Below are 20917 nucleotides of genomic sequence, written 5' to 3' on the forward strand. Positions count from 1 at the left end.
GCGAACCGGATCCGGGATCATTTCGCCGTGCAGGTGCCATCCGCAATGCCGACTTTCAAAAGGCGTCCGAAACGCGCGTTCCGGACGGCGGCGTTGCTATGCGCCGCGCTGGCCTTCGGCCTTGCGGGCCCGGCGTCGGCGGCGATCACCAGCAGCGCGGTCGCGACCGGCACATATGCCGGCGAGACGGTGCGATCGGCTCCGGCAGATATGACGCTCGACGTCGAGAAGGGATCGCCGGCGCTCGCGCTCAGCACGGAGGCGACGGTCAATGACGACGACGGGACGCCGAACATCTCGGCCGGCGACACCGTCGAATTCACCATCGAGGTTCAAAACACCGGCGATGTCGGGCTGACGGGCGTCGCCATGGCGGTCGAGCTGACGCAGCGCCAGGAGACGTTCTCGCCGGCCGAACCGCCGCGCCTTGTCGGAGGCGACGAGACCAATCCGGGCATTCTGGATCGCGGCGAGACATGGCGGTACTCGGCGCGCTACGTGCTGGCACTCGCCAATCTCGAAGCCCGCGACCCGATCACGGCAGCGGTGGTCGCGTCGGGCGAGGGGATCGGCATTGCGGTCACCGGCCGCTCGAGGGCAACGGCGGTGCTGCCGCCGCTGCAGGGCATCGCGCCGCGGCTGATCTCGCTGTCGCACACGCCGAGCGCAAGCGCGGCGGGCAAGGGCGATACGGTCGATTACACGATCACGATCAGCAATCGCAGCGACCGCGAACTCGACACAAGGCTGGCCGGCATACTGTCCGACGGGATCGTCCTTGCGGCGGACAGCGCGGTCATCGACGGCGCGCTCGCGCATCCCCTGGTCGACGGGTCGGCACTCGATTTCGGCGATATCGCGGTTGCCGCCGGGGCCAGCGCGACGGTCACCTATTCGGCGCGTGTCAGCGCCGAGCCGGTGCGCGGCTTCCACGTCAATTCGGCGATGATCGCCGACCCGGCGACGGGCATCGCGCTGATCCCGCCGGCCAATGCGACGGTGCAGACGGGAAGGGGGCCGCAAACCGGCTGCACCGGCATTTCCGTTCGCGTGTTCCACGACGACAACCGCGACGGGGAGCGCGAGGCCGACGAGGCCGGAATTTCGGGCGTACGCGTCTCGACGGACGATGCCGGCCCGTTCACGACCGATCCGTCCGGACGGTTCCATTCGCCCTGCGTGGCGGTCTCGCGGCTGGCCGGCATCGACCTGCGCTTCCGGCTCGACGAGGGCACGCTGCCGGACGGCTATTTCGTCACCACGCAGAACCCGCTCTCCATCCGGGTCGAACGCGGCGAAAGCGGCGCGGTCTCGTTCGGGGCGGCGGCGGCGCGGATCGTGCGGATCGACCTCAACGAGGCGGCGTTCCGGCGCAACACCGTCACGCCCGACGCGGAGATGACGGCCGGGATTACGCGGCTGATCTCGGTGCTCGGGCGCGAACCGTCGATCCTGCGCCTGACCTATTACGCGCATCGCGAGGACACCGATCTCTCCGAACGGCGTCTTGAGGCCGTGCGCAAGACAATCCTTTCCTACTGGACGGCGTCCGACCACGACTACGACCTGAAGATCGAGGCGCGTGTCGTGCAAAGCGACGGATGAGCCGGCGCAGTTGACGAGTCTGAAACCTATCGATAATTCAAGAATTGTTGATATGTTGGGAATCGCCTCATGGACGCCTCGCGCAAATATGCAGCCGAATTCATCGGGACGGGATTTCTGCTCGCGACCGTCGTCGGATCGGGGATCATGGCCGAGCGACTGGCGGGCGGAAACGTCGCCATCGCGCTGCTCGGAAACACGATCCCGACCGGCGCGATTCTTGTCGTGCTGATCACCATGCTCGGGCCGATCTCGGGCGCGCATTTCAATCCGGCCGTGACCTTCGCCTTCTGGCTGCGCCGCGAGATCGCGGCACGCGAAAGCCTGGTCTATATTGCGGTGCAGGTCGCGGGCGGACTTGCCGGCGTCTGGGCGGCGCATGCGATGTTCGGCGAGGACATTTTCCAGGCCTCGACCAAGATGCGTACCGGCGGCGCGCAATGGTTCGCCGAGTTCGTGGCGACATTCGGCCTCGTCTTCACGATCTTCGCGACGCTGAATGCGAACGAGAAGGCGGTCGCGATGGCGGTCGGGCTCTACATCACGGCGGCCTACTGGTTCACCGCCTCGACGTCGTTCGCCAATCCGGCCGTCACTGTGGCGCGGGCGTTCTCGGACACCTTCGCCGGCATCCGGCCCACGGACATGCCCTGGTTCATCGCGATGCAATTCATTGGCGCGGCCGCCGCCTTCGCGGTCTGCCGCTGGCTGCTGGCGGACGGCAAGGAACAACCCGAAGCGGGTTGAAGCCGTCCACGCGATCTGATTGTAATCCTCGCCGACGCGGACCGGATCGGGAGGAGACATTCAATGGGCGGCTATGTTCTGGCGATCGACCAGGGGACCACGTCCTCGCGCGCCATCGTGTTCGACGCGCAGCAGAGGATCGCCGGCGCCGGCCAGAAGGAGTTTCCGCAACATTTCCCGAAATCCGGCTGGGTCGAACACGAGCTGGAGGATATCTGGCAGAGCGTGGTCGGAACCTGCCGGGCGGCGATCGCCGATGCGGGCATCGCCGCATCCGACATCGCCGCTATCGGCATCACCAACCAGCGCGAGACGGTGGCGCTGTGGGACCGCAAGACGGGCGAACCGGCGCACCGCGCCATTGTCTGGCAGGACCGGCGCACCGCCGACTTCTGCGACGGGTTGAAGGCCAAGGGGCACGAGGCCGAGTTCACCGAGAAAACCGGGCTGCTGCTCGATCCCTATTTCTCCGGCACCAAGATCGCCTGGATGCTCGACAATGTCGACGGACTGCGCGCCCGCGCCGAGGCCGGCGAGATCGCCTTCGGCACGATCGACAGTTTCCTGATCTGGCGGCTGACCGGCGGCGCGCGCCATGTCACCGACGCAACCAACGCCTCGCGCACGCTGATCTACAACATCGCCGAGAACCGCTGGGACGACGGGCTTTTGTCGATCCTGAACATCCCGTCCGCGATCCTGCCGGAGGTGCTCGATTGCGCCGCCGATTTCGGTACGGCCAAAGCCGACATCCTCGGCGCGGCGATCCCGGTCTATGGCGTTGCCGGCGACCAGCAGGCGGCGACCATCGGCCAGGCCTGTTTCGCGCCGGGCATGTTCAAGTCGACCTACGGAACGGGCTGCTTCGCGCTGCTCAACACCGGCACCGACCGTGTCGCCTCGAAGAACCGGATGCTGACGACCATCGCCTATCGCCTGAACGGCGAGACGACCTATGCGCTGGAAGGCTCGATCTTCATGGCCGGCGCGTCGGTGCAGTGGCTGCGCGACGGGCTCGGCATCATCGACAATGCTGCCGAAAGCGGCGTGATGGCCGAGAAGGCCGACCCGGAACAGGACATCTATCTGGTGCCGGCCTTTGTCGGCCTCGGCGCGCCGCACTGGGACGCCAATGCGCGCGGCGCGCTGTTCGGGCTGACGCGCGGGACCGGGCCGAACGAGATCGCCCGGGCGACGCTGGAATCGGTCTGCTACCAGACCCGCGACCTGTTGGAGGCGATGCATGCCGACTGGGACGCGCCGGACCATGCCTCGACGACGCTGCGCGTCGATGGCGGCATGGTGGCCTCCGACTGGACGATGCAGTGCCTCGCCGACATCCTCGACGCGCCGGTCGACCGTCCGCAGGTCCTGGAGACGACGGCGCTCGGCGCGGCATGGCTCGCCGGGTCGCATGCCGGCGTCTGGCCGGATCGCGACGGATTCGCCAAGACCTGGGCGCTGGAGAAGAAGTTCAGCCCGAACATGGGCGAGGAGGAAAGGTCGCGCAAATATGCCGGCTGGCGGGACGCGGTGTCGCGGACGCTTTCGGCGCGCTGATCAGGCCTTTGGCGCGAATGCCGGGTGCGACCATTGACGAAACACCTGTGGTGATCGGCCTGTCACGCTTGCGCCGGCTCTCCATCTATCAACACGCTAATCCCCTCCGGCACGTTAAGCACCTCCAGCACAGTTGTTCCGTCGTCCCGCTTTATGAAACGCAGATCAACGCCGTGATCGCCGATCCGCAGATCTGCAATCGTCAATTGCGAGACGGCGACCGGAAGGGCTGGCCGCCGGACGTGAACGGTGCGGTCGACGGCATCAACGGTCAGCCCCAAGCTTGACACAAGGCAAAGAAACGGCGCTCCTGCCGCCCATGCCTGGGGTGCGCAGGCGGACGGATACGCAACAGGCCGGCCATGCTCCCTTCGATCGAAGCCGCACCATAATTCCGGCAAGCGGTGATGGTCGAACTCGCATGCTGCATTGAAAAGCGCCGTCGTTATCCGGCTGGCGTCGCGGGTGTATCCATAACGCGCCAGGCCTGCGGCAATCAGGCTGTTGTCATGCGGCCAGATACTGCCCGTATGGTATCCCATCGGATTGTACCGCGCCGCGCCGGCGGCGATTGTCCGCAACCCCCAACCGGTCAGCAGAGCCGGCGTCCGCAGGGTTTCGGCGAGTTGCCGCGTCCGCTCATCGGCAACCGCGCCGGCAAAAAGCATGTGCCCGGCATTCGAGCTGACGACCCGGATTCGTTCCTTGTTTCCGTCGAGTCCGATGCAGAAGCTCTTCAGATCGTCGTCCCAGAATTTTTCGTCTATTTTCGCCGAAAGGTTCTCTGCATGGAGCCGCAAGCGGGCCGCCTCATCGGCGGACCCAAGCGCCGCTAGAAGCTCCGCACCGTCGCGCAGGGCCGCGACATGATAGGCCTGTATCTCGATCAGCGCGATCGGACCGTCGCACAAAGTGCCGTCGGCGTGGAAAATGGCGTCTTCCGAATCCTTCCATCCCTGGTTTCGCAGTCCCGTCTCTGTCGCGCGGGAATATTCGATCAGGTCGTCGCCGTCCCGGTCGCCGTAATCGCGCGCCCAGGCGAGCGCGGCGCGGATCGACGGCTCCAGGCGGCGGATGTGTTCCAGATCGGCGGTGCGCCGATAATAAGCGCCGGCCAGAATCACGAAGAGCAGCGTCTGGTCCGCGCCGCCATAGTAGAGCTCAAAGGGTACCTCGCCGGCCCGCGCCATTTCGCCCGCGCGCGTCTCGTGCATGATCTTTCCGGGTTCGGCGTCCCGGATTTCCGATGTCCCGGTCGCCTGCTTCGTCGCAAGGAAGTCCAGTACGCCTGCCGCGAGACAGGGATCGAGCCAAAGGCATTGCATTGCGGCGATAATGCCGTCCCGACCGAAAGGTACGGAAAACCATGGTGTGCCCGCATAAGGATAGGGTCCGGTCGGCAAGTCCGCTGTCAGCATGGCCAGGTCGGAGGACGACCGAAGCAGCCAAGCGTCAAATTCGGGGCGGTCGGTGGTAATCCGCTGAGTCCGGTCTATGCGAACGCGCACCCGGTTGCGCACGGTCGAAAGCGCCAGGGTGCGATCCGGGACGGCCTGATTGAAATCGCCGCCCGAGCGTCCCCCGGGATGTTCGCCCTTGCTCCGGCCCTTGCTCGAACCCGGATGTTCCTGCCAAACGCGGACGGCCAAACGGATCGAGGCCGATTTGCCCGCGGGAATTTCGAGGTTGATGTGAACCCGGCTTCCGCGAACGACGACAGGCACGTCGAAGACGATCTCGGTCGACAGGATGATATTGTCGAAGGTCAGGTACGAGAATATTACGCCATTGTCCGTCGAGCGCGGCGCAAGATGCCGGCCACGTACGTGCCTTTCCGCGCCGCGCACCTCAAAAATATCGCGATAGTCGGCATAGCAATCGAACACGACATCCAGCACGGCATTTTGAAGGCCGTAATTCGTCAGTTCGACAGCTTCATGCAGAAAGTTGATACCGAGGAAACGTTCGCGGCTTACGTGAATCTGGTAGGGATCGAAAATGTGCCCTTCGGAATCGATCAGGCGCATATTGGCCGTATCGCAGCGGAAAACGACCGCGTCGTCATCGACCTCGGCTTCCATGGGAATGGGCTGTGTCTGGTTCAGCGTGAGCACGAGCCTCGAGAGCATCCGCGTATCACGCAGGAACAGACCGTCCTTGGATTGTGCCTCTCCGGCAATTCCCTGCGGTCCGTTCATGTCCCCGTTCGATGCGAAGACGGCGAACAGGTCGCCGTCTTTGAGAACGTAAAACTCACCGCGCGTATCGGGACCGAAGTCGTTCGGCGCCAGTCCGCCGGGATGTATCGCCTCCTCGGCGAGCGGCTCGGAAGGTATGTCGCTAGCCTTGGACAATATTGCTCCTTCGTGGTTGGTCTGCTTGTCCGGCACAACATTGTCGGGATCATATGCGCCCGGCGGCAGGACATTTTCTGCTGCAGGCGGAACAGCTCGCTTCGCTACGCGACGTGTTTACCCGGTTGGACCGAGCAATCTTCATACAGGCGGCGATAGACTTCCACATAGCTGGACACCATCGCGGAATCGGAAAACCGCGCTTCGAAATGCGCGCGAATACGCGCGCGATCCAGACGAAGCGTATCCTCCAGGGCGTCAGCGGCTTCCTCGACATCACTTACGATTGTGCCCGTTACGCCCTCGTCGATCACTTCGGGCACAGAGCCGCAGCCAAAAGCCAGGACCGGGGTTCCGCAGGCCATCGCCTCGATCATCGTAAGCCCGAACGGTTCCGGCCAGGCGATGGGGAAGAGAAGCGCATCCGCCATGCTCAGGAATTCCGATTTCTGGTCTTCCCCGATTTCACCGACATATTCGATGCGGTGTCCATCAATCAGCGGCAGTATCTCGTCGTGCCAGTAGCGTTGTTCCAGGTCATTGATCCGGGCTGCAATCTTCAGGCGGCGGCCGGTCCGCTTGGCAATGCTGATCGCCTGGCGAATGCCCTTGTCCGGATCGACGCGGCCGAGAAACGCAAGATAACCTTCTTCGCCGGCCCGGTCCGTACGGGGTATCATCCGGTACTGATCGAGCGGATAGCCATGCGGAATGGTCGCCTGCCAGTTGAGGTTCGGCAGCGGCCGGCGCTGGCTGTCAGACGCAGAGACGACCGGGAAATGGCGATAGGGCGCGAAGAACTCCCTCAGGCCGACAAGATCCAGCCGACCATGAAATGTCGTCAACGTTTTATACGAGATGTCGTCGAAGAGCGGGAATTGCAGCAGGTCGGTGTGGAAATGGATGATGTCGAACTCGTCAACGCGCTCGCGGACGCGCCGCAGCATGGTGAGTTGATCGGCTACCTCTGATGAGGGCCGCGGGTCGGTCATGATCGGACGGTCCCGGCAGGGGATCAGATGCGCGTCGATACAGCTGTCCGCGGTGGCGAAAACCGAAACGTCATGTCCGGCCCATGTCAATCCGTTTGCGAGCGCCGCAACAACCCTTTCGGTGCCGCCGTAAGTCCTTGGCGGAACCGCGAGAAGAAGTGGCGTGACCAATGCAATACGCAAGCAAACACTCTCCTGAGTTTTCGTGAGTGTATGATGCTTTCTCCCGGTGACGCGCAATGCACTCACAATAGGCCCGGGACCGCGTCCCGACCGTCATCGCGTGTACCAAAATAGGACATATATCTGCTGCAAACGTTGATCTTCGTCAATTGCAGCCTACGGATTCGTCTGGCGGGAGGTCCACATTCCTCTCCGTCATGGTCGCGTCCCGCCGGCGGCGCGGATCGAGTTGACGAAAGCCGCGGCTGTTTGCGGGTCAGCCCCCGGGTTTTCTATGCGGTCATCTTCTCAAGCAGCGAGAGCGCATCCGCGATGGTGCGCATCTGGTGATCGTCGAGCCGCCGCAACAGCTCTTCCTCCCGCGCCTTCAGAAGGCTGACAAGCTTGTCATATTCGATGCGGCCCCTGGCCGTCAGGGCGAGATGCTCGATGCGGCGGTCCGCCTCGTCGCGGTTGCGGTCGAGCCAGCGGCGCGCCTCCAGCGCGGAGACCGCGCGCGACACCTTGGTCTTGTGCAGGCCGGTGCGGCGCACGATCTCGCGGGCCGTCAGCGTGTCGGCCTCGCCGAGATGGGCGAGTACTTTCCATTCCGGCCGAGTCATGCCGTGCTGGTCGCGATAGACCGGCTGGAAATGCCGGCTGACGGCTTCCGAGATGCGGTCGAGGCGGTAGGGCAGGAAGGTTTCGAGGTCGAAGGTCAAGCTCAGAGTCCGCCCTGGGTGGTGACGAAATCGACGATTTCGGCGACGCCGTTGCCGTGTCTGAGATCCGTGAACAGGAACGGCCGGTCGGCGCGCCCAGCGGCGGCGTCGGCGCGCATGCGTTCCAGATCGGCGCCGACATGCGGCGCGAGATCGGCCTTGTTGATGATCAACAGGTCTGAGCGCGAGATCGCCGGGCCGCCCTTGCGCGGGATGTCGTCGCCCTGGCAGACCGAGATCACGTAGAGCGACAGGTCCGCGAGATCCGGCGAGAAGGTCGCGGCGAGATTGTCGCCGCCGGATTCGATGAAAATCACCTCGATGCCGGGAACCCGTTCCCGCAGACGCTCGATGGCGCGCAGATTGATCGAGGCGTCCTCGCGGATGGCGGTGTGCGGGCAGCCGCCGGTTTCCACGCCCTCGATGCGTTCGGCGGGCAGCGCCTGCATGCGGGTCAGCGCCTCGGCGTCCTCGGCGGTGTAGATGTCGTTGGTGACGACGCCGATCGAGAAGCTGTCGCGCATCGCCTTGCAGAGTTCGGCGGTCAGGGTCGTCTTGCCGGAGCCGACCGGCCCGCCGATGCCGATGCGCAGGGGCCCGTTTGGTGAGGTCATGTTCAGTTACTCCAGATGAGCGCGGCGATGCCCAGTCCCACGCCGATGCAAAGCGGCGAATAATAGCGCCGGTCAAGTGTCCTGAAGGGCTGTTCCGGCGTCAGCCGGGCCCAGGCGGAGGTATATCCGGCGAGGCCGCGCGACAGGAAGACGAGTCCGGCAATTCCCGACGCGATGAGGACAAGCGTGTCGGGCAGCCATGGCAGGCCGCTCGCAAAGGACAGGGCTGCGACCAGCAGGGCGCAGGTAAAGAGCGCGAGAGCCACGACCAGGCAGGATAATGTGTCGGGCATGCGCGCCATGCCGCGGAAGCCGGCGATGGCGTGCGTCAGCGCAGCCTCGTCGCGCACGGGCCACCAGATTTTCGCGCCCCAGGCGAGGTGCAGGAGCGCCAGGGCAGTGAGGATTGCCGACAGGACGATTCCGAGTGCGATCATGACAGGAAAAGCCTCGGTTCAAGGGTTTCGTGATTCATCGCGGCAATGTCCGCCAGAATCGTCGCGCTGCCAAGATCGTCCAGCGTCGAGGACGCGGCGCGCGACGCGGTTCGCGCGATGACCGGTTCCAGGTCGGCAAGCAGTTTCGCCGCGCCGCGCTGGCCGGTGACCGACAGGCGGATCGCCGCCTGCAACTGGTTGGCGACGAAGGCGTGCAGGAAGGCGGCAAGCCCGTCTTCGAGCGCGATCGCCTGCAGGCCGCAGGCGGCGCCGACGGCGACGCAGAGCGGCGTGCCGCGCGGCGGCAGAACCTCGGGTTCGAACCAGTTGGCGGCGGCCTCCAGAAAGCCGCTTCCCTGATCGACGGTCTCGCGGTGGCGTTCGGCCGAACCGGTCATGGCGCGGGCCAGGGCGGCGATTTCGGCGATGTCACCGGCGCTCGCTGCCGCTCGCCAACTCGCCGCGAAGACCACCGCGTCGTTCCATTGCGGGCCTTTTGCGAGAAGCGCTTCCAGCCAGGCGCGCAGGCTGTCGGGATCGGCGACGGTGCGGCCGGCGACGGCCTGTTCCAGTGCCGCCGAATAGGCGTAGCCCCCGGTCGGGAAGACCGGCGACAGCCAGGACATCAGCCGCAGGAGATTGGCGGAACCGGTCACTGTTTCGCCCGCGCGGCAAGGTCGGCGAAATCGCCGATCACGGCGTAATGCAGTTCGCGCACCAGCTTCAGCGACGGCCCGACGACGAAAAGGACGGAGCCGACGACGAAGCACCAGATCGCGGGCGTTTCCCACGCCTTGTAGAAGAACATCCAGGAGCCGACGAGGAACAGCATGCCGGCGGTGAACTGGACGAGGGTGAAGGCCAGTTCGTAGGCCGCGTAGAGCTTCTCGTGCTGTTTGGAGATATGCCGCGTGTCGGGCGCGAAAATTCTCATGGTGTGGCCTCCGGATTCGCCTGTGCCGCCGGACTTTCTAGTGTTCCACCGATCTGGAGAAAAGATTGATGATGACAACTCCCGAGATGATCAGAGCGAGGCCGACGATTGCCGGGAGATCGAGCCGCTGGCCCAGAACCAGCCATGCCGCCAGCGTTATCAGGATGATGCCGGTACCCGACCAGATGGCATAGACGACGCCGGCCGGAATCACCCGTATCGGGAAGGAGAGGAGCCAGAACGACAGGGAATAGAAAATGATGGTGACGAGGCTCGGGCCGAGCCGGGTGAAGCTCTCGGTGCGCACGAGCGCCGTCGTCGCGACCACTTCCGCGGCGATGGCCACGGCGAGGACGAGATAGATGCTGAGCGAGATCGGAGGCATGCTGTTTGTTCCCGGCAGGACGCGCGTCACGCGGTTCAATGGTCGTGGTGATGGGCATGTGCATGGCCGTGGCCGTGCGCGCCGTGGGCGTCGCCATAGGCGCCGCCTTCCGGGTCGAACGGGGCCGAGACGTCGGCGACGGCGGCGCCGAGACCTTCGAGCATGTCGCGGATGACGTGATCGCGGCGGATCAGGATCCGATCGGGCAGGATCTGGGCGGCGAGATGGCGGTTGCCGATCTGCCAGGTGAGCGCCAGAAGGTGGCGGGCGTCGCGGCCGCGGACTTCGAGCAGGTCTTCCGGCGCGGCGCGTACCTCGATCACCTGGCCGTCGTCGAGCAGCAGCCCGTCGCCGTGGCGCAGCAGGCGTGCCTCGGCGAGGTCGAGCAGGAATTCGATGCCGTTGTCGGAGACCATCTTCATACGGCGGCGATGGCGCGCGGTCTCGTCGAGGGTGATCGTCCCGGCGGGATCGTGAAAGTGGCGGGTGACGGAAGTGGCGGTCGGCATGACCGCGATCCTATACCGGTTTGTGCGCCGCACGCCAGCGCCGGAATCCCCAAAGAACAAGCAGGACGAGCAGGATCGTCATCGACACGGTCGAGGTCGCGGCTTTGAGTTGCGAATGCAGGCTGGCGCTTTCGACGAGGGCAGGGGTGATGCCGTCCGGGCCGGCCCTGAGCATCGCCGATACGTCGAAATTTTCCCAATAGTCGAAGACCATGCCCGGAATGGCCGTGGCCGCAAGGACATAACGCCAGATGCCCCAGCGTACGGGCGCCAGGCGCAGGATCGCCCAGCCGAGCGTCAGCGCCAGAAGCGTGGGATAAACGGCGTCGAGACGGTGCTGGACATTGGCGTAGAAACGGCCGCCCTCCGGCGAGAGCGCGGCGAGAAACGTCCGCGCCTCGTCGAAGGTGTATCCGCCGGGCCGCATGTCGAAGACCGCGAGCCCGCCTGCGTCACGGCTCAGCGCCGGGATCGACCACAGCACCATGGCAAGATAATCGCCGAGCATGACGGCGAAGAGGAGCCAGAAGATGCGGTTCGAGGTCATGGCGCGAGCCGTCAGGCGAGACTAGCCGGCGCTGGCGAGCACCAGCTTCTCGATCTCGTGGACCGGATGCTTGGTCAGGTCCTTGTCGAGTTCGCCAACGATCTTGTCCTGGACTTCCTTGTGCAATTCCTTGCGCATGGCGCCGAGGACAGCCGGCGGCGCGACGAGGACGAGTTCATCGAAGCCGTTCTTGTGCGCGGTCTTGTAGAGGCGCTCGGCGATATCCTTTGCGAAACGCTCCTTTTCGACGCGGTGCCAGTCGGTTTCCTGCACAGCACTGCGATGCGAGCCGCTGTCGTTCAGACGGCCCGGTCGGTCGGCGCCCTGGTCGCGGGTGGCCGGATTTTCGTGCTCCAGTTCGCGGAAGACGGTGAGATTGGGAAATTTCTCGTCGCCGTCATTGCGCAGGAACAGGGCTTTTTCGCCATCGGCGATCACCAGCCAGCCATTATTTTTGAGCGTTAGTCCAGCCATCGGGGGCCTCCTTCTTTTTCGATTCCGCATCACTCGCAGAATTTGAGCGGTTTGCAATTGATCGCGCTCAATAACGGTGATTGTGGCGCGACAGGGAAAGGAATGTCTCGCGGGGGCGGCCGGATTTCAACCGGACGCGAACAGCGACGGCACATGAAAGAAGGCAAGCGCGCGTTCTTCGCATGTCACCGCCATGATCTCGCCGCTCGCGTCGACATCGACGCCCTTGGGGCCGCCTTCCTCGGGGTTGACGCGTCCGCGCCGGAAGGTTTCATCGTCGAGCACCGTGACGGTGCGAACGGGCGCATGCGGGCCGCGCCAATCGCCTGCACGCGCTTCGTAGACATGCACGAAAGGCGCGCCGGCATCGGCGACGTAGATGCGGCTGCCATCGGGCGAGAAGCGCAGGCCGTGCGGATAGGCGACGCCGTCGAGCGTGCCGACGGGTTCGTCGGAGCGGCGCAGCCGTGCACGGTTGTCGAAGATCAGGACATTGGCCGTCATGTGATTGCTGACCGCGACCCACGCCCTGTCCGGGCTCACGGCAATTCCGTCCGGTATGTCGAGGGTGTTTTCGAGGACGATGCTGTCACGCGGCAGGGCGAAGCCGCCCCGCAGCGCCACCGAGTGCCGGGTGATGCGGTGTTCGTAATTGTTGCAGACGAGGATATCGGCACGGCGCCGGTTGGCGCTGACGACACAGACCGAACCCGGCGATCCGATCCGCTGCCGGTAACCTGCCCGGCAGATCGTGCGCAACGGATTGACGTGGTGGACGCGGTTGTTGCCGTCGCGTTCGGGGATCGCGAAAACGGTCACTTGTCCCGACCGGTTCGCGACGATCAGCTTGTCATCGCCGGCAAAGTCGAAGCCATGCGGGTCCGCGAGCGCGTTCGAACGCAGTTCGAGATAGTCATGGATCCCGACGGTGGGGCGCTCCGCCGCGCGGTCGATGCGGATATCGAACAGGAAGCAGGAATTCTTCGCATAACCGGCGATCGCGAGCCTGCGATTGTCCGGAGAAAACCGGATATCCTCGGTGCGTCCAAGCCGCGATACCACGGCTTGTACCGGGGACGAGATATCGACGGCGACGCATGCGCGCCCGCCGTCGACGACCTTCGCGGGCCGGTCGATGGAAATGTTCATGGCTTGCGCCACCCGGTATGCGCAAACGACACCGCTCCGGCTGTCTGACCGGCGCGTTCGCCTGCAGCGTTGCGTCCCGCCGAAAAGCATAGCGGGAAAGGGCATCTAGGCAAATATCCGCAGGCGATTATTTACTGTGTGCCGTTACGGGCTTGCGCATGGTGACACTTGTCGGACGATCATAGCCATCGTGCGCCGTTGCTCCGGTTCGCACAAAGCCGAGCCGGGAAAAGGTTTCGTGGTTCTCGGTCAATTCGATGCGGGTCTGCAGTTCGAGGAAGGGGAGGTCGGCGGCGCGGGCTTCGTCCTCGGCGATCGCGAACAGCCGCCGGGCGATGCCGCGGCCGCGAAAGGCGTCACCGACAGCGAGCTTGCCGACATAGAGGGCGTCCGGCTCGGCGCGCAGGAACACGCATCCGGCGATGCGGCCGCCTTCTGTCGCCAGGACAAGCGTCTCCGACTTCGCCTTCCCGGCGAGCGCGCTCGCGTCCATGCGCAGCAGCGAGGAGGGCGGATCGATGCGATCCGCCATATAGGCGAAGCTCGCCATCAGCAGCGCGTGCAGATCTTCCCATCGGTCGAAATCCGGCGGGGCCTTGGCTATTTCCACGGTCATGACGCCATATGAAAAGGCCCTCGCGTTTCCGCAAGGGCCCTCGTTTCCGTTTCCGCTGAGGCTCAGGCCGCGACTGCTTCCTTTTCGTCGAGATTGGCGAGGATGTTCTGCGGCGAGGAGACGCCGTAGGGATCGCTCTCGCAATTGTCGGAATAGCCTTCTTCCTCGAACCATTTTTCGACAACGCCGTCATTGACGACCGCGCCATAGCGCCAGGAACGCAGGCCGAAGCCGAGATTGTCCTTGCGCACCAGCATGCCCATCTTGCGGGTGAATTCGCCCGAGCCGTCGGGGATCAGCTTGACCTTCTCGACGCCCTGCGCCTTGCCCCATGCGTTCATGACGAAGGCATCGTTGACGGAAATGCAGTAGATCTCGTCGATACCCTTGGCCTTGAACTCGTCGAAAAGCTTCTCGAAATCGGGAAGCTGGTAGGTCGAGCAGGTCGGTGTGAAGGCGCCCGGCAGCGAGAACAGAACGACGCGCTTGCCCTTGAAATAGTCGTCCGAGGTCTTGTCTTCCCAGCGGAAGGGGTTCGGGCCCTCGATGGATTCGTCACGTATGCGCGTGCGGAAGGTGACGAAAGGGACTTTCCTGCCGATCATTCTCTACTCCATGGTTTTGGTTTCCGGCGGACAGGCGCCGTTGCGGGAGGAAAATGAACGGCGCGCTTTCGTAATGTCCTGATTACGGACTAACAGCCTGTATACATTCCTGTCCAGCAGGAATGCTGCATTGCAACGGTAAAATGGTGCAGCGCAATGCCGTCGCGTCAGGTCAAGAAACGCGTTTGCCGCGGGCTGCGTGCGCCCCGAATTCGCATGACCGCGGCCGGCGCCGGATCGCCTACAAGGTTTCGATCCGCTCCGGATGAATGATCTCGACCGTCCGGCTCTCGATCAGCGGCGCCGACGCCTCGCGAAAGGCCTTTATATGCGCCGTGTTGAAATGGTTTTCGAGGTCCTCGCGGCTCTTCCACTGCTCGACGAAGACGACGCGCCGCGAATTGCTGACGCTTGTGTTCAGATCATAGAAAATGCAGCCGTGTTCCTCGCGGGTGGCCTCGATGCACGGCATCGCCGCTTCGCGCAGGGCGGCCAGCGAATCCGGCTTGATGGTGAGCGTGGCGACGACGTAGATCATGGTTGTTCCTCCCGACAGGCATGTCGCGCGAGCTTAAGTCCGAACGCCTGCCGTGACCAGTCTCGCGATACTCCAGGTCGTCTGGCGGCTCATCACGCTCAGAACAGGAAATACCGTTGCGCCATCGGAAGTTCGGTCGCGGGCTCGCAGGTCAGCAACTCGCCGTTGGCGCGCACCTCGTAGGTCTCCGGATTGACCTCGATGTCCGGCGTCATGTCGTTGAGCACCATCGACGCCTTGGAAATGCCGCCGCGGGTGTTCTCGACGGCGACCAGTTCCTTGTCGATGCCGAGTTGTTCGCCGAGGCCGGAATCCATGGCGGCGGCGGAGGTGAAGACGATCGACGACGCGGTGCGCGCCTTGCCGTAGGCGCCGAACATGTAGCGGTAATGCACCGGCTGGGGCGTCGGGATCGAGGCGTTCGGGTCGCCCATCGGGGCCGCGGCGATGGAGCCGCCGATCAGCACCATGTCCGGCTTGACGCCGAAGAAGGCCGGGTTCCACATCACCAGGTCGGCGCGCTTGCCGATTTCGATCGAGCCGATCTCCCTCGACATGCCCTGCGCGATGGCCGGATTGATCGTATATTTGGCGATATAGCGGCGCACCCGGTAATTGTCGTTGTGGCCCTGTTCCTCGGGCAGGCGGCCGCGCTGGCGCTTCATCTTGTCGGCGGTCTGCCAGGTGCGGATGATGACTTCGCCGACGCGGCCCATGGCCTGGCTGTCGGACGCGATGATCGAGAAAGCGCCCACGTCGTGCAGGATGTCTTCCGCCGCGATGGTTTCCTTGCGGATGCGGCTCTCGGCAAAGGCGACGTCTTCGGGAATGTTGGCGTCGAGATGGTGGCAGACCATCAGCATGTCGAGATGCTCGTCGATGGTGTTGACCGTGTAGGGCCGGGTCGGGTTGGTCGAAGACGGGATGACGTTGGGCAGGCCGCAGACCTTGATGATGTCAGGCGCGTGGCCGCCGCCGGCGCCCTCTGTGTGGAAGGCGTGAATGGTGCGGCCCTTGAGCGCTTGAATCGTGGATTCGACGAAGCCGCTCTCGTTCAGCGTGTCGGTGTGGATCATCACCTGCACGTCGTAGTCGTCGGCGACCGACAGGCAGTTGTCGATGGCGCCGGGCGTGGTGCCCCAGTCCTCGTGCAGCTTCAGCGAGCAGGCGCCGCCGAGGATCATCTCGGTCAGGGCGTCGGGCAGCGAGGCGTTGCCCTTGCCGGAAAAGGCGAGGTTCATCGGGAAGGCGTCGGCGGACTGGATCATCCGACCGATATGCCAGGGGCCGGGGGTGCAGGTGGTCGCCAGCGTGCCATGCGCCGGGCCGGTGCCGCCGCCGAGCATGGTCGTCACCCCGCTCATCAGCGCTTCCTCGATCTGCTGCGGGCAGATGTAGTGGATATGCGCGTCGAAACCGCCGGCCGTCAGGATCTTGCCTTCCGCCGCGATCGCCTCGGTGCCGGGACCGATGACGATGTTGACGCCCGGCTGGGTGTCCGGGTTGCCGGCCTTGCCGATGGAGTGGATGCGACCGTCCTTCAGACCGACATCGGCCTTGTAGATGCCGGTATGGTCGACGATCAGCGCGTTGGTGATGACCGTGTCGACCGCGCCGCCGGAGCGCGGCGCTTGGCTCTGGCCCATGCCGTCGCGGATGACCTTGCCGCCGCCGAACTTGACCTCCTCGCCATAGACGGTCTTGTCGTCCTCGACCTCGATGAACAGCTCGGTGTCGGCGAGGCGAACCTTGTCGCCTGTCGTCGGTCCGAACATGTCGGCATAGGCGGCGCGGGAGATCTTGGCGGGCATGGGTCTCGTCCTTCGGTGGTCAGTTTTCCTGCATCAGCAGGAGAAGTTCCTCGGTGCGCTTGCGCGTCATCGTGGCCTTGCATGAAATGGTGATGAGCGGCCTGATCGAGCCGCCGGCGAATTGCGCGCCTTCGGCCTCGCACTGGCCGTCGCGGTAATCGATCCAGGCGCGCTGGGCCTTGAGCAGGTTTTCCGCGCCGTTGGCCTGATCGGGGACATATTCCCGGTTGGCTTCGTCGATGGATTTCATGTAGGCGCGGACCTTCTTCCATGCCGCGTTCAAGGCGTCGTCGGCGCGCGCATAGTCCTGCGCCGCGCACCAGTTCATGCCCAATTGCGGCAGGTCGCCGGGTTTCGAGCAGTCCCAGTCCTGCGCGAGGACGGGGGATGCGAGGCATCCGAAAACCGCGGCAAGGGCGAGACGACGGATCATAACTCCCCCATGATCTCCTGGCGGAAACCGTAGACCTTGCGGTCGCCGCGCAGCGGTACCAGCGTGACGTCGCGGGTCTGGCCCGGCTCGAAACGCACGGCGGTGCCCGAGGCGATGTCGAGGCGCATGCCGCGCGCCTTGGCGCGGTCGAAGTCGAGCGCCGGATTGGTCTCGAAGAAATGGTAATGCGAGCCGACCTGGACCGGGCGGTCACCGGTGTTGGCGACGGTCAGCGTCACGGTCGTCGCGCCCTCATTGAGGGTGATGTCGCCTTCGGCGGTGATGACTTCTCCGGGGATCATGATTTTTTCCTTCGCTCACGCCGTCGCTTCGCGGGGCGACAATTCGAGATTTTTCGCGACGATCGGGGGCTGTTCGGCCGGTTCGGACACGGTTTCTCCTCAGCGGATCGGTTCGTGCACCGTCACGAGCTTGGTGCCGTCGGGAAAGGTCGCCTCGACCTGGATGTCGTGGATCATCTCGGCGATGCCGTCCATCACCTGGTCGCGGGTCAGCACATGCGCGCCGGCTTCCATCAAATCGGCGACGGTGCGGCCGTCGCGTGCGCCCTCGACGACGAAATCGGTAATCAGGGCAATGGCTTCGGGGTGGTTGAGCCTGACGCCCCGCGCCAGCCTCTTGCGGGCGACTTCCGCCGCCATTGCGATGAGGAGCTTGTCTTTTTCTCGCGGTGTCAGATGCATTCGTTCCCCCGGCAACAGGCCTTGCGATCGCGGCCGTCGGCTCGTTAAGTCTCGGCCGCATCGTGGAAAAAATGGCCGGCAAGTGCAAGCGTAATGTGCATCTTTATCGAAACCGCGCGGGCTGCATAAAAATTGTGCAGGCTGACCGTGTTCCGTCGCGAAACTGATTTTTTTTACCCCTTGAAGAAAAGGACGCAACGCGGTTTAAATTCATGGAAGACGCCGCGCGGCGTACGGGAGGAGCATCATGTATCTCGGGATCGACCTCGGCACGTCGAGCGTCAAGGCCTTGCTGATCGACGGCGACCAGCAGGTCATCGACTCGGCTTCGGCGGCGGTGGAGCTGTCGCGGCCGCATCACGGCTGGTCGGAACAGGACCCGGCGGACTGGATCGAGGCGACGTCGAACGCGCTTTCGGGGCTTCAACGCGATCATGCACAAGAAATGGCGGCAGTGCGTGGCATCGGGCTTTCCGGCCACATGCATGGCGCGACGCTGCTCGACGCCGACGACAAGGTGCTGCGGCCCTGCATCATGTGGAACGACGTGCGCAGCTTCAGGGAAGCCGCCGCGCTCGATGCCGATCCGCGCTTCCGCGCAATCACCGGCAACATCGTCTTTCCGGGCTTCACCGCGCCGAAGCTGGTCTGGGTCAGGAACAACGAACCCGAAATCTTCGCCAAGGTTCGCAAGGTTCTGCTGCCGAAGGATTATCTCCGGCTGTGGCTGACCGGCGAGCATATCTCCGAAATGTCGGATTCGGCCGGGACAAGTTGGCTCGACACCGGCGCACGGGCGTGGTCGGCGGACCTGCTCGCGGCGACGGATCTCGGCAAGGACGCCATGCCGGCGCTGGTCGAGGGCAGCGAGCCGGGCGGGCATCTGCGCGCGGACATCGCCGACCGCTTCGGCCTGGCGGCGGGGATTACGGTCGCGGGCGGGGCAGGCGACAACGCCGCTGCCGCCATCGGCATGGGCACGATCCACGATGGCGCGGCCTTCGCTTCGCTCGGCACGTCGGGCGTGCTGTTTGCCGCCAACAAGGCCTATCTGCCCAATCCCGAAAGCGCGGTGCATGCCTTCTGCCATGCGCTGCCGAACACCTGGCACCAGATGGGCGTGATTCTGGCGGCGACGGATTCTCTCAACTGGTATGCGAAGCTGGTCGGCGCCGACCCGGCGGAACTGACCGACGCGCTTGGCGAGACGCTGGACGGACCGTCCGGCGTGATCTTCCTGCCTTATCTCGGCGGCGAGCGGACCCCGCACAACGATGCGGCGATCCGCGGCGTCTTTGCCGGCATGGGCCACGAGAGCGACACCGCAACGCTGACGCGGTCGGTTCTCGAAGGCGTATCATTCGCCTTCCGCGACTGCCTCGAGGCGCTGCGCGAGGCGGGCACCACGCTGGAGCGCGTCACCGCGGTCGGCGGCGGATCGCGCTCGGACTACTGGCTGAAACTGATGGCGACCGTTCTCGGCATGCCGGTGGAAGTGCCGGCCGACGGGGATTTCGGCGCCGCCTTCGGCGCGGCCCGGCTCGGCCTGATGGCCGCCGAGGGCGCCGATCCCGCAACCGTCTGCACGCCGCCCGAGGTGCAGAAAATTCACGAACCGGACCGCGATCTCGAACAGGCGTTCGGCGACGCCTATCAGCGGTACCGGGCCCTCTATCCAGCCATCAAGGGAGTCATGGCATGAGCACCGGCTTTTTCGGAGATGTGACGAAGATCCAATATGAGGGCCCCGAGAGCACCAATCCGCTCGCCTTCCGGCACTACAAGGCCGACGAGATGGTGATGGGCAAGCGGATGGAGGACCATCTGCGCTTCGCGGTCGCCTATTGGCACTCCTTCGGCTGGACCGGCACGGACCCGTTCGGCGGCGATACGTTCCAGCGGCCGTGGTTCCCGGCCGGCACGATGGAACTGGCGAAGCTGAAGGCCGACGTCGCCTTCGAGATGTTCACCGCGCTCGGTTCGCCGTTCTACTGTTTCCACGACGCCGATGTGCGGCCGGAAGGGGCAAATTTCGCCGAAAACACGAAGAATCTCGAGGAGATCGTCGACTATTTCGCCGAGAAACAGGCGGCGACCGGCGTCAGGCTGCTGTGGGGGACGGCCAACCTGTTCGGCAACCGCCGCTACATGTCGGGGGCGGCGACCAATCCGGACCCGGACGTCTTCGCCTTCGCGGCGGCGACGGTGAAGACCTGCATCGACGCCACCCACAAGCTCGGCGGCGCCAACTACGTGTTGTGGGGCGGGCGCGAAGGCTACGAGACACTGCTCAACACCGACCTGAAGCACGAGGACCAGCAACTCGGCCGCTTTCTCAACCTCGTCGTCGAGTACAAGCACAAGATCGGTTTCAAGGGCACGATCCTGATCGAACCGAAGCCACAGGAGCCGACCAAGCACCAGTACGATTACGACGTCGCCACGGTCTACGGATTCCTGAAACGGCACGGGCTCGAAAACGAGGTCAAGGTCAATATCGAGCAGGGCCACGCGATCCTCGCCGGCCATTCCTTCGAGCACGAACTGGAACTGGCGCAGGCGCTGGGCATCTTCGGTTCGATCGACATGAACCGCAATGACTACCAATCCGGCTGGGACACCGACCAGTTCCCCAACAACGTGCCGGAGATGACGCTCGCCTATTACGCCATCCTGAAGGGCGGCGGCTTCGAGACGGGTGGCACCAATTTCGACGCCAAGCTGCGCCGCCAGTCGCTGGAACCGGACGATTTGCTGATGGCGCATGTCGGCGGTATGGACACTTGCGCTCGTGCCTTCAAGGCGGCGGTGAAAATGCTGGAAGACGGCGTGCTGACGAGCTTCGTCGAGGAACGCTATGCCGGCTGGAACGGCGCCGAGGCGAAGAAGATGTTTGCGGGCGGTTATTCGCTCGACGAGATTGCCGACTACGTCACGAAGGCCGACGTCAATCCGCAGCCGAAATCCGGCCGGCAGGAATATCTGGAGAACGTCGTCAACCGGTATGTCTGACGCGCAG

At 64.4% G+C, this 20917-nt stretch carries 24 protein-coding genes; 5 read left to right on the plus strand and 19 right to left on the minus strand.

The window, feature by feature from the left end; genetic code table 11:
* Nucleotides 1-45 precede the first annotated feature (45 nt).
* From IG169_RS13885 to glpK, 3 genes are all read left to right on the plus strand, one after another.
* On the plus strand, nt 46-1605 hold the full coding sequence (locus IG169_RS13885) for a DUF7507 domain-containing protein (protein ID WP_193176820.1): 1560 nt from the start codon (nt 46-48) through the stop codon (nt 1603-1605).
* 69 nt (nt 1606-1674) lie between these two features.
* On the plus strand, nt 1675-2352 hold the full coding sequence (locus tag IG169_RS13890; RefSeq protein WP_193176821.1) for an MIP/aquaporin family protein: 678 nt from the start codon (nt 1675-1677) through the stop codon (nt 2350-2352).
* Between the two features lie 63 nt (nt 2353-2415).
* Entirely contained in the window at nt 2416-3912 is a 1497-nt protein-coding gene (gene glpK, locus IG169_RS13895) for a glycerol kinase GlpK (RefSeq protein WP_193176822.1), read from the plus strand.
* Between the two features lie 62 nt (nt 3913-3974).
* Here the strand turns inward: glpK and IG169_RS13900 are convergent, their stop codons facing one another.
* The 19 genes from IG169_RS13900 to IG169_RS13990 form a co-directional block, all read right to left on the minus strand.
* A complete protein-coding gene (locus IG169_RS13900; protein WP_193176823.1) occupies nt 3975-6266 on the minus strand; it encodes an amylo-alpha-1,6-glucosidase in 2292 nt (763 codons plus the stop codon).
* Nucleotides 6267-6370: 104 nt separating this feature from the next.
* Nucleotides 6371-7498, minus strand: coding sequence for a glycosyltransferase family 4 protein (locus tag IG169_RS13905; RefSeq protein ID WP_210326018.1), 1128 nt, complete (start codon nt 7496-7498; stop codon nt 6371-6373).
* 215 nt (nt 7499-7713) lie between these two features.
* Entirely contained in the window at nt 7714-8142 is a 429-nt protein-coding gene (locus IG169_RS13910) for a MarR family winged helix-turn-helix transcriptional regulator (protein WP_246717382.1), read from the minus strand.
* Between the two features lie 2 nt (nt 8143-8144).
* Nucleotides 8145-8756 (minus strand): urease accessory protein UreG, encoded by a 612-nt coding sequence (gene ureG / locus IG169_RS13915; protein WP_193176824.1) that lies wholly within the window; start codon nt 8754-8756, stop codon nt 8145-8147.
* 2 nt (nt 8757-8758) lie between these two features.
* Nucleotides 8759-9193: a DUF3995 domain-containing protein gene (locus IG169_RS13920; protein ID WP_193176825.1), complete on the minus strand. Its 435-nt coding sequence runs from the start codon at nt 9191-9193 to the stop codon at nt 8759-8761.
* Nucleotides 9190-9819, minus strand: a complete 630-nt coding sequence (locus IG169_RS13925) for an urease accessory protein UreF (RefSeq protein ID WP_193176866.1) — start codon at nt 9817-9819, stop codon at nt 9190-9192. The genes IG169_RS13920 and IG169_RS13925 overlap by 4 nt, the downstream gene beginning before the upstream one ends.
* A gap of 26 nt (nt 9820-9845) precedes the next feature.
* Nucleotides 9846-10127, minus strand: a complete 282-nt coding sequence (locus IG169_RS13930; protein ID WP_193176826.1) for a YrhK family protein — start codon at nt 10125-10127, stop codon at nt 9846-9848.
* A 37-nt stretch (nt 10128-10164) separates the two neighbouring features.
* Complete coding sequence (locus tag IG169_RS13935; protein WP_193176827.1) at nt 10165-10512, minus strand: SMR family transporter; 348 nt, start codon at nt 10510-10512, stop codon at nt 10165-10167.
* A 35-nt stretch (nt 10513-10547) separates the two neighbouring features.
* On the minus strand, nt 10548-11021 hold the full coding sequence (locus IG169_RS13940; RefSeq protein ID WP_193176828.1) for an urease accessory protein UreE: 474 nt from the start codon (nt 11019-11021) through the stop codon (nt 10548-10550).
* 10 nt (nt 11022-11031) lie between these two features.
* Entirely contained in the window at nt 11032-11568 is a 537-nt protein-coding gene (locus IG169_RS13945) for a hypothetical protein (RefSeq protein ID WP_193176829.1), read from the minus strand.
* A 21-nt stretch (nt 11569-11589) separates the two neighbouring features.
* Nucleotides 11590-12042 carry a baeRF12 domain-containing protein gene (locus IG169_RS13950; RefSeq protein WP_193176830.1) on the minus strand — a complete coding sequence of 151 codons (453 nt, stop codon included), beginning with the start codon at nt 12040-12042 and terminating at the stop codon, nt 11590-11592.
* Nucleotides 12043-12168: 126 nt separating this feature from the next.
* Nucleotides 12169-13191, minus strand: coding sequence for an NHL repeat-containing protein (locus tag IG169_RS13955; protein WP_193176831.1), 1023 nt, complete (start codon nt 13189-13191; stop codon nt 12169-12171).
* A gap of 127 nt (nt 13192-13318) precedes the next feature.
* On the minus strand, nt 13319-13807 hold the full coding sequence (locus IG169_RS13960; RefSeq protein WP_193176832.1) for a GNAT family N-acetyltransferase: 489 nt from the start codon (nt 13805-13807) through the stop codon (nt 13319-13321).
* 62 nt (nt 13808-13869) lie between these two features.
* Complete coding sequence (locus IG169_RS13965) at nt 13870-14412, minus strand: peroxiredoxin (protein ID WP_193176833.1); 543 nt, start codon at nt 14410-14412, stop codon at nt 13870-13872.
* Nucleotides 14413-14653: 241 nt separating this feature from the next.
* The gene (locus IG169_RS13970) at nt 14654-14950 is read right to left on the minus strand and encodes a putative quinol monooxygenase (RefSeq protein ID WP_193176834.1); all 297 of its coding nucleotides are present in this window, start codon (nt 14948-14950) and stop codon (nt 14654-14656) included.
* Between the two features lie 98 nt (nt 14951-15048).
* Entirely contained in the window at nt 15049-16761 is a 1713-nt protein-coding gene (gene ureC / locus IG169_RS13975) for an urease subunit alpha (protein WP_193176835.1), read from the minus strand.
* Between the two features lie 19 nt (nt 16762-16780).
* Nucleotides 16781-17194, minus strand: a complete 414-nt coding sequence (locus IG169_RS13980; RefSeq protein ID WP_210326019.1) for a lysozyme inhibitor LprI family protein — start codon at nt 17192-17194, stop codon at nt 16781-16783.
* A complete protein-coding gene (locus tag IG169_RS13985) occupies nt 17191-17496 on the minus strand; it encodes an urease subunit beta (protein WP_193176836.1) in 306 nt (101 codons plus the stop codon). Before IG169_RS13985 ends, IG169_RS13980 begins: the two co-directional genes overlap by 4 nt.
* Before the next feature lie 99 nt (nt 17497-17595).
* The gene (locus IG169_RS13990) at nt 17596-17898 is read right to left on the minus strand and encodes an urease subunit gamma (RefSeq protein ID WP_193176837.1); all 303 of its coding nucleotides are present in this window, start codon (nt 17896-17898) and stop codon (nt 17596-17598) included.
* A gap of 247 nt (nt 17899-18145) precedes the next feature.
* On the opposite strand from IG169_RS13990, the gene xylB reads away from it, so the two are divergent.
* Together xylB and xylA are read left to right on the plus strand one after the other, a co-directional pair.
* Complete coding sequence (gene xylB, locus IG169_RS13995) at nt 18146-19600, plus strand: xylulokinase (protein ID WP_193176838.1); 1455 nt, start codon at nt 18146-18148, stop codon at nt 19598-19600.
* Nucleotides 19597-20910 carry a xylose isomerase gene (xylA, locus tag IG169_RS14000; RefSeq protein WP_193176839.1) on the plus strand — a complete coding sequence of 438 codons (1314 nt, stop codon included), beginning with the start codon at nt 19597-19599 and terminating at the stop codon, nt 20908-20910. The genes xylB and xylA overlap by 4 nt, the downstream gene beginning before the upstream one ends.
* Nucleotides 20911-20917: the final 7 nt, after the last annotated feature.

Origin of the sequence: Oricola nitratireducens (assembly GCF_014904745.1) — a bacterium.
Classification (GTDB): Bacteria; Pseudomonadota; Alphaproteobacteria; order Rhizobiales; family Rhizobiaceae; genus Oricola; species Oricola nitratireducens.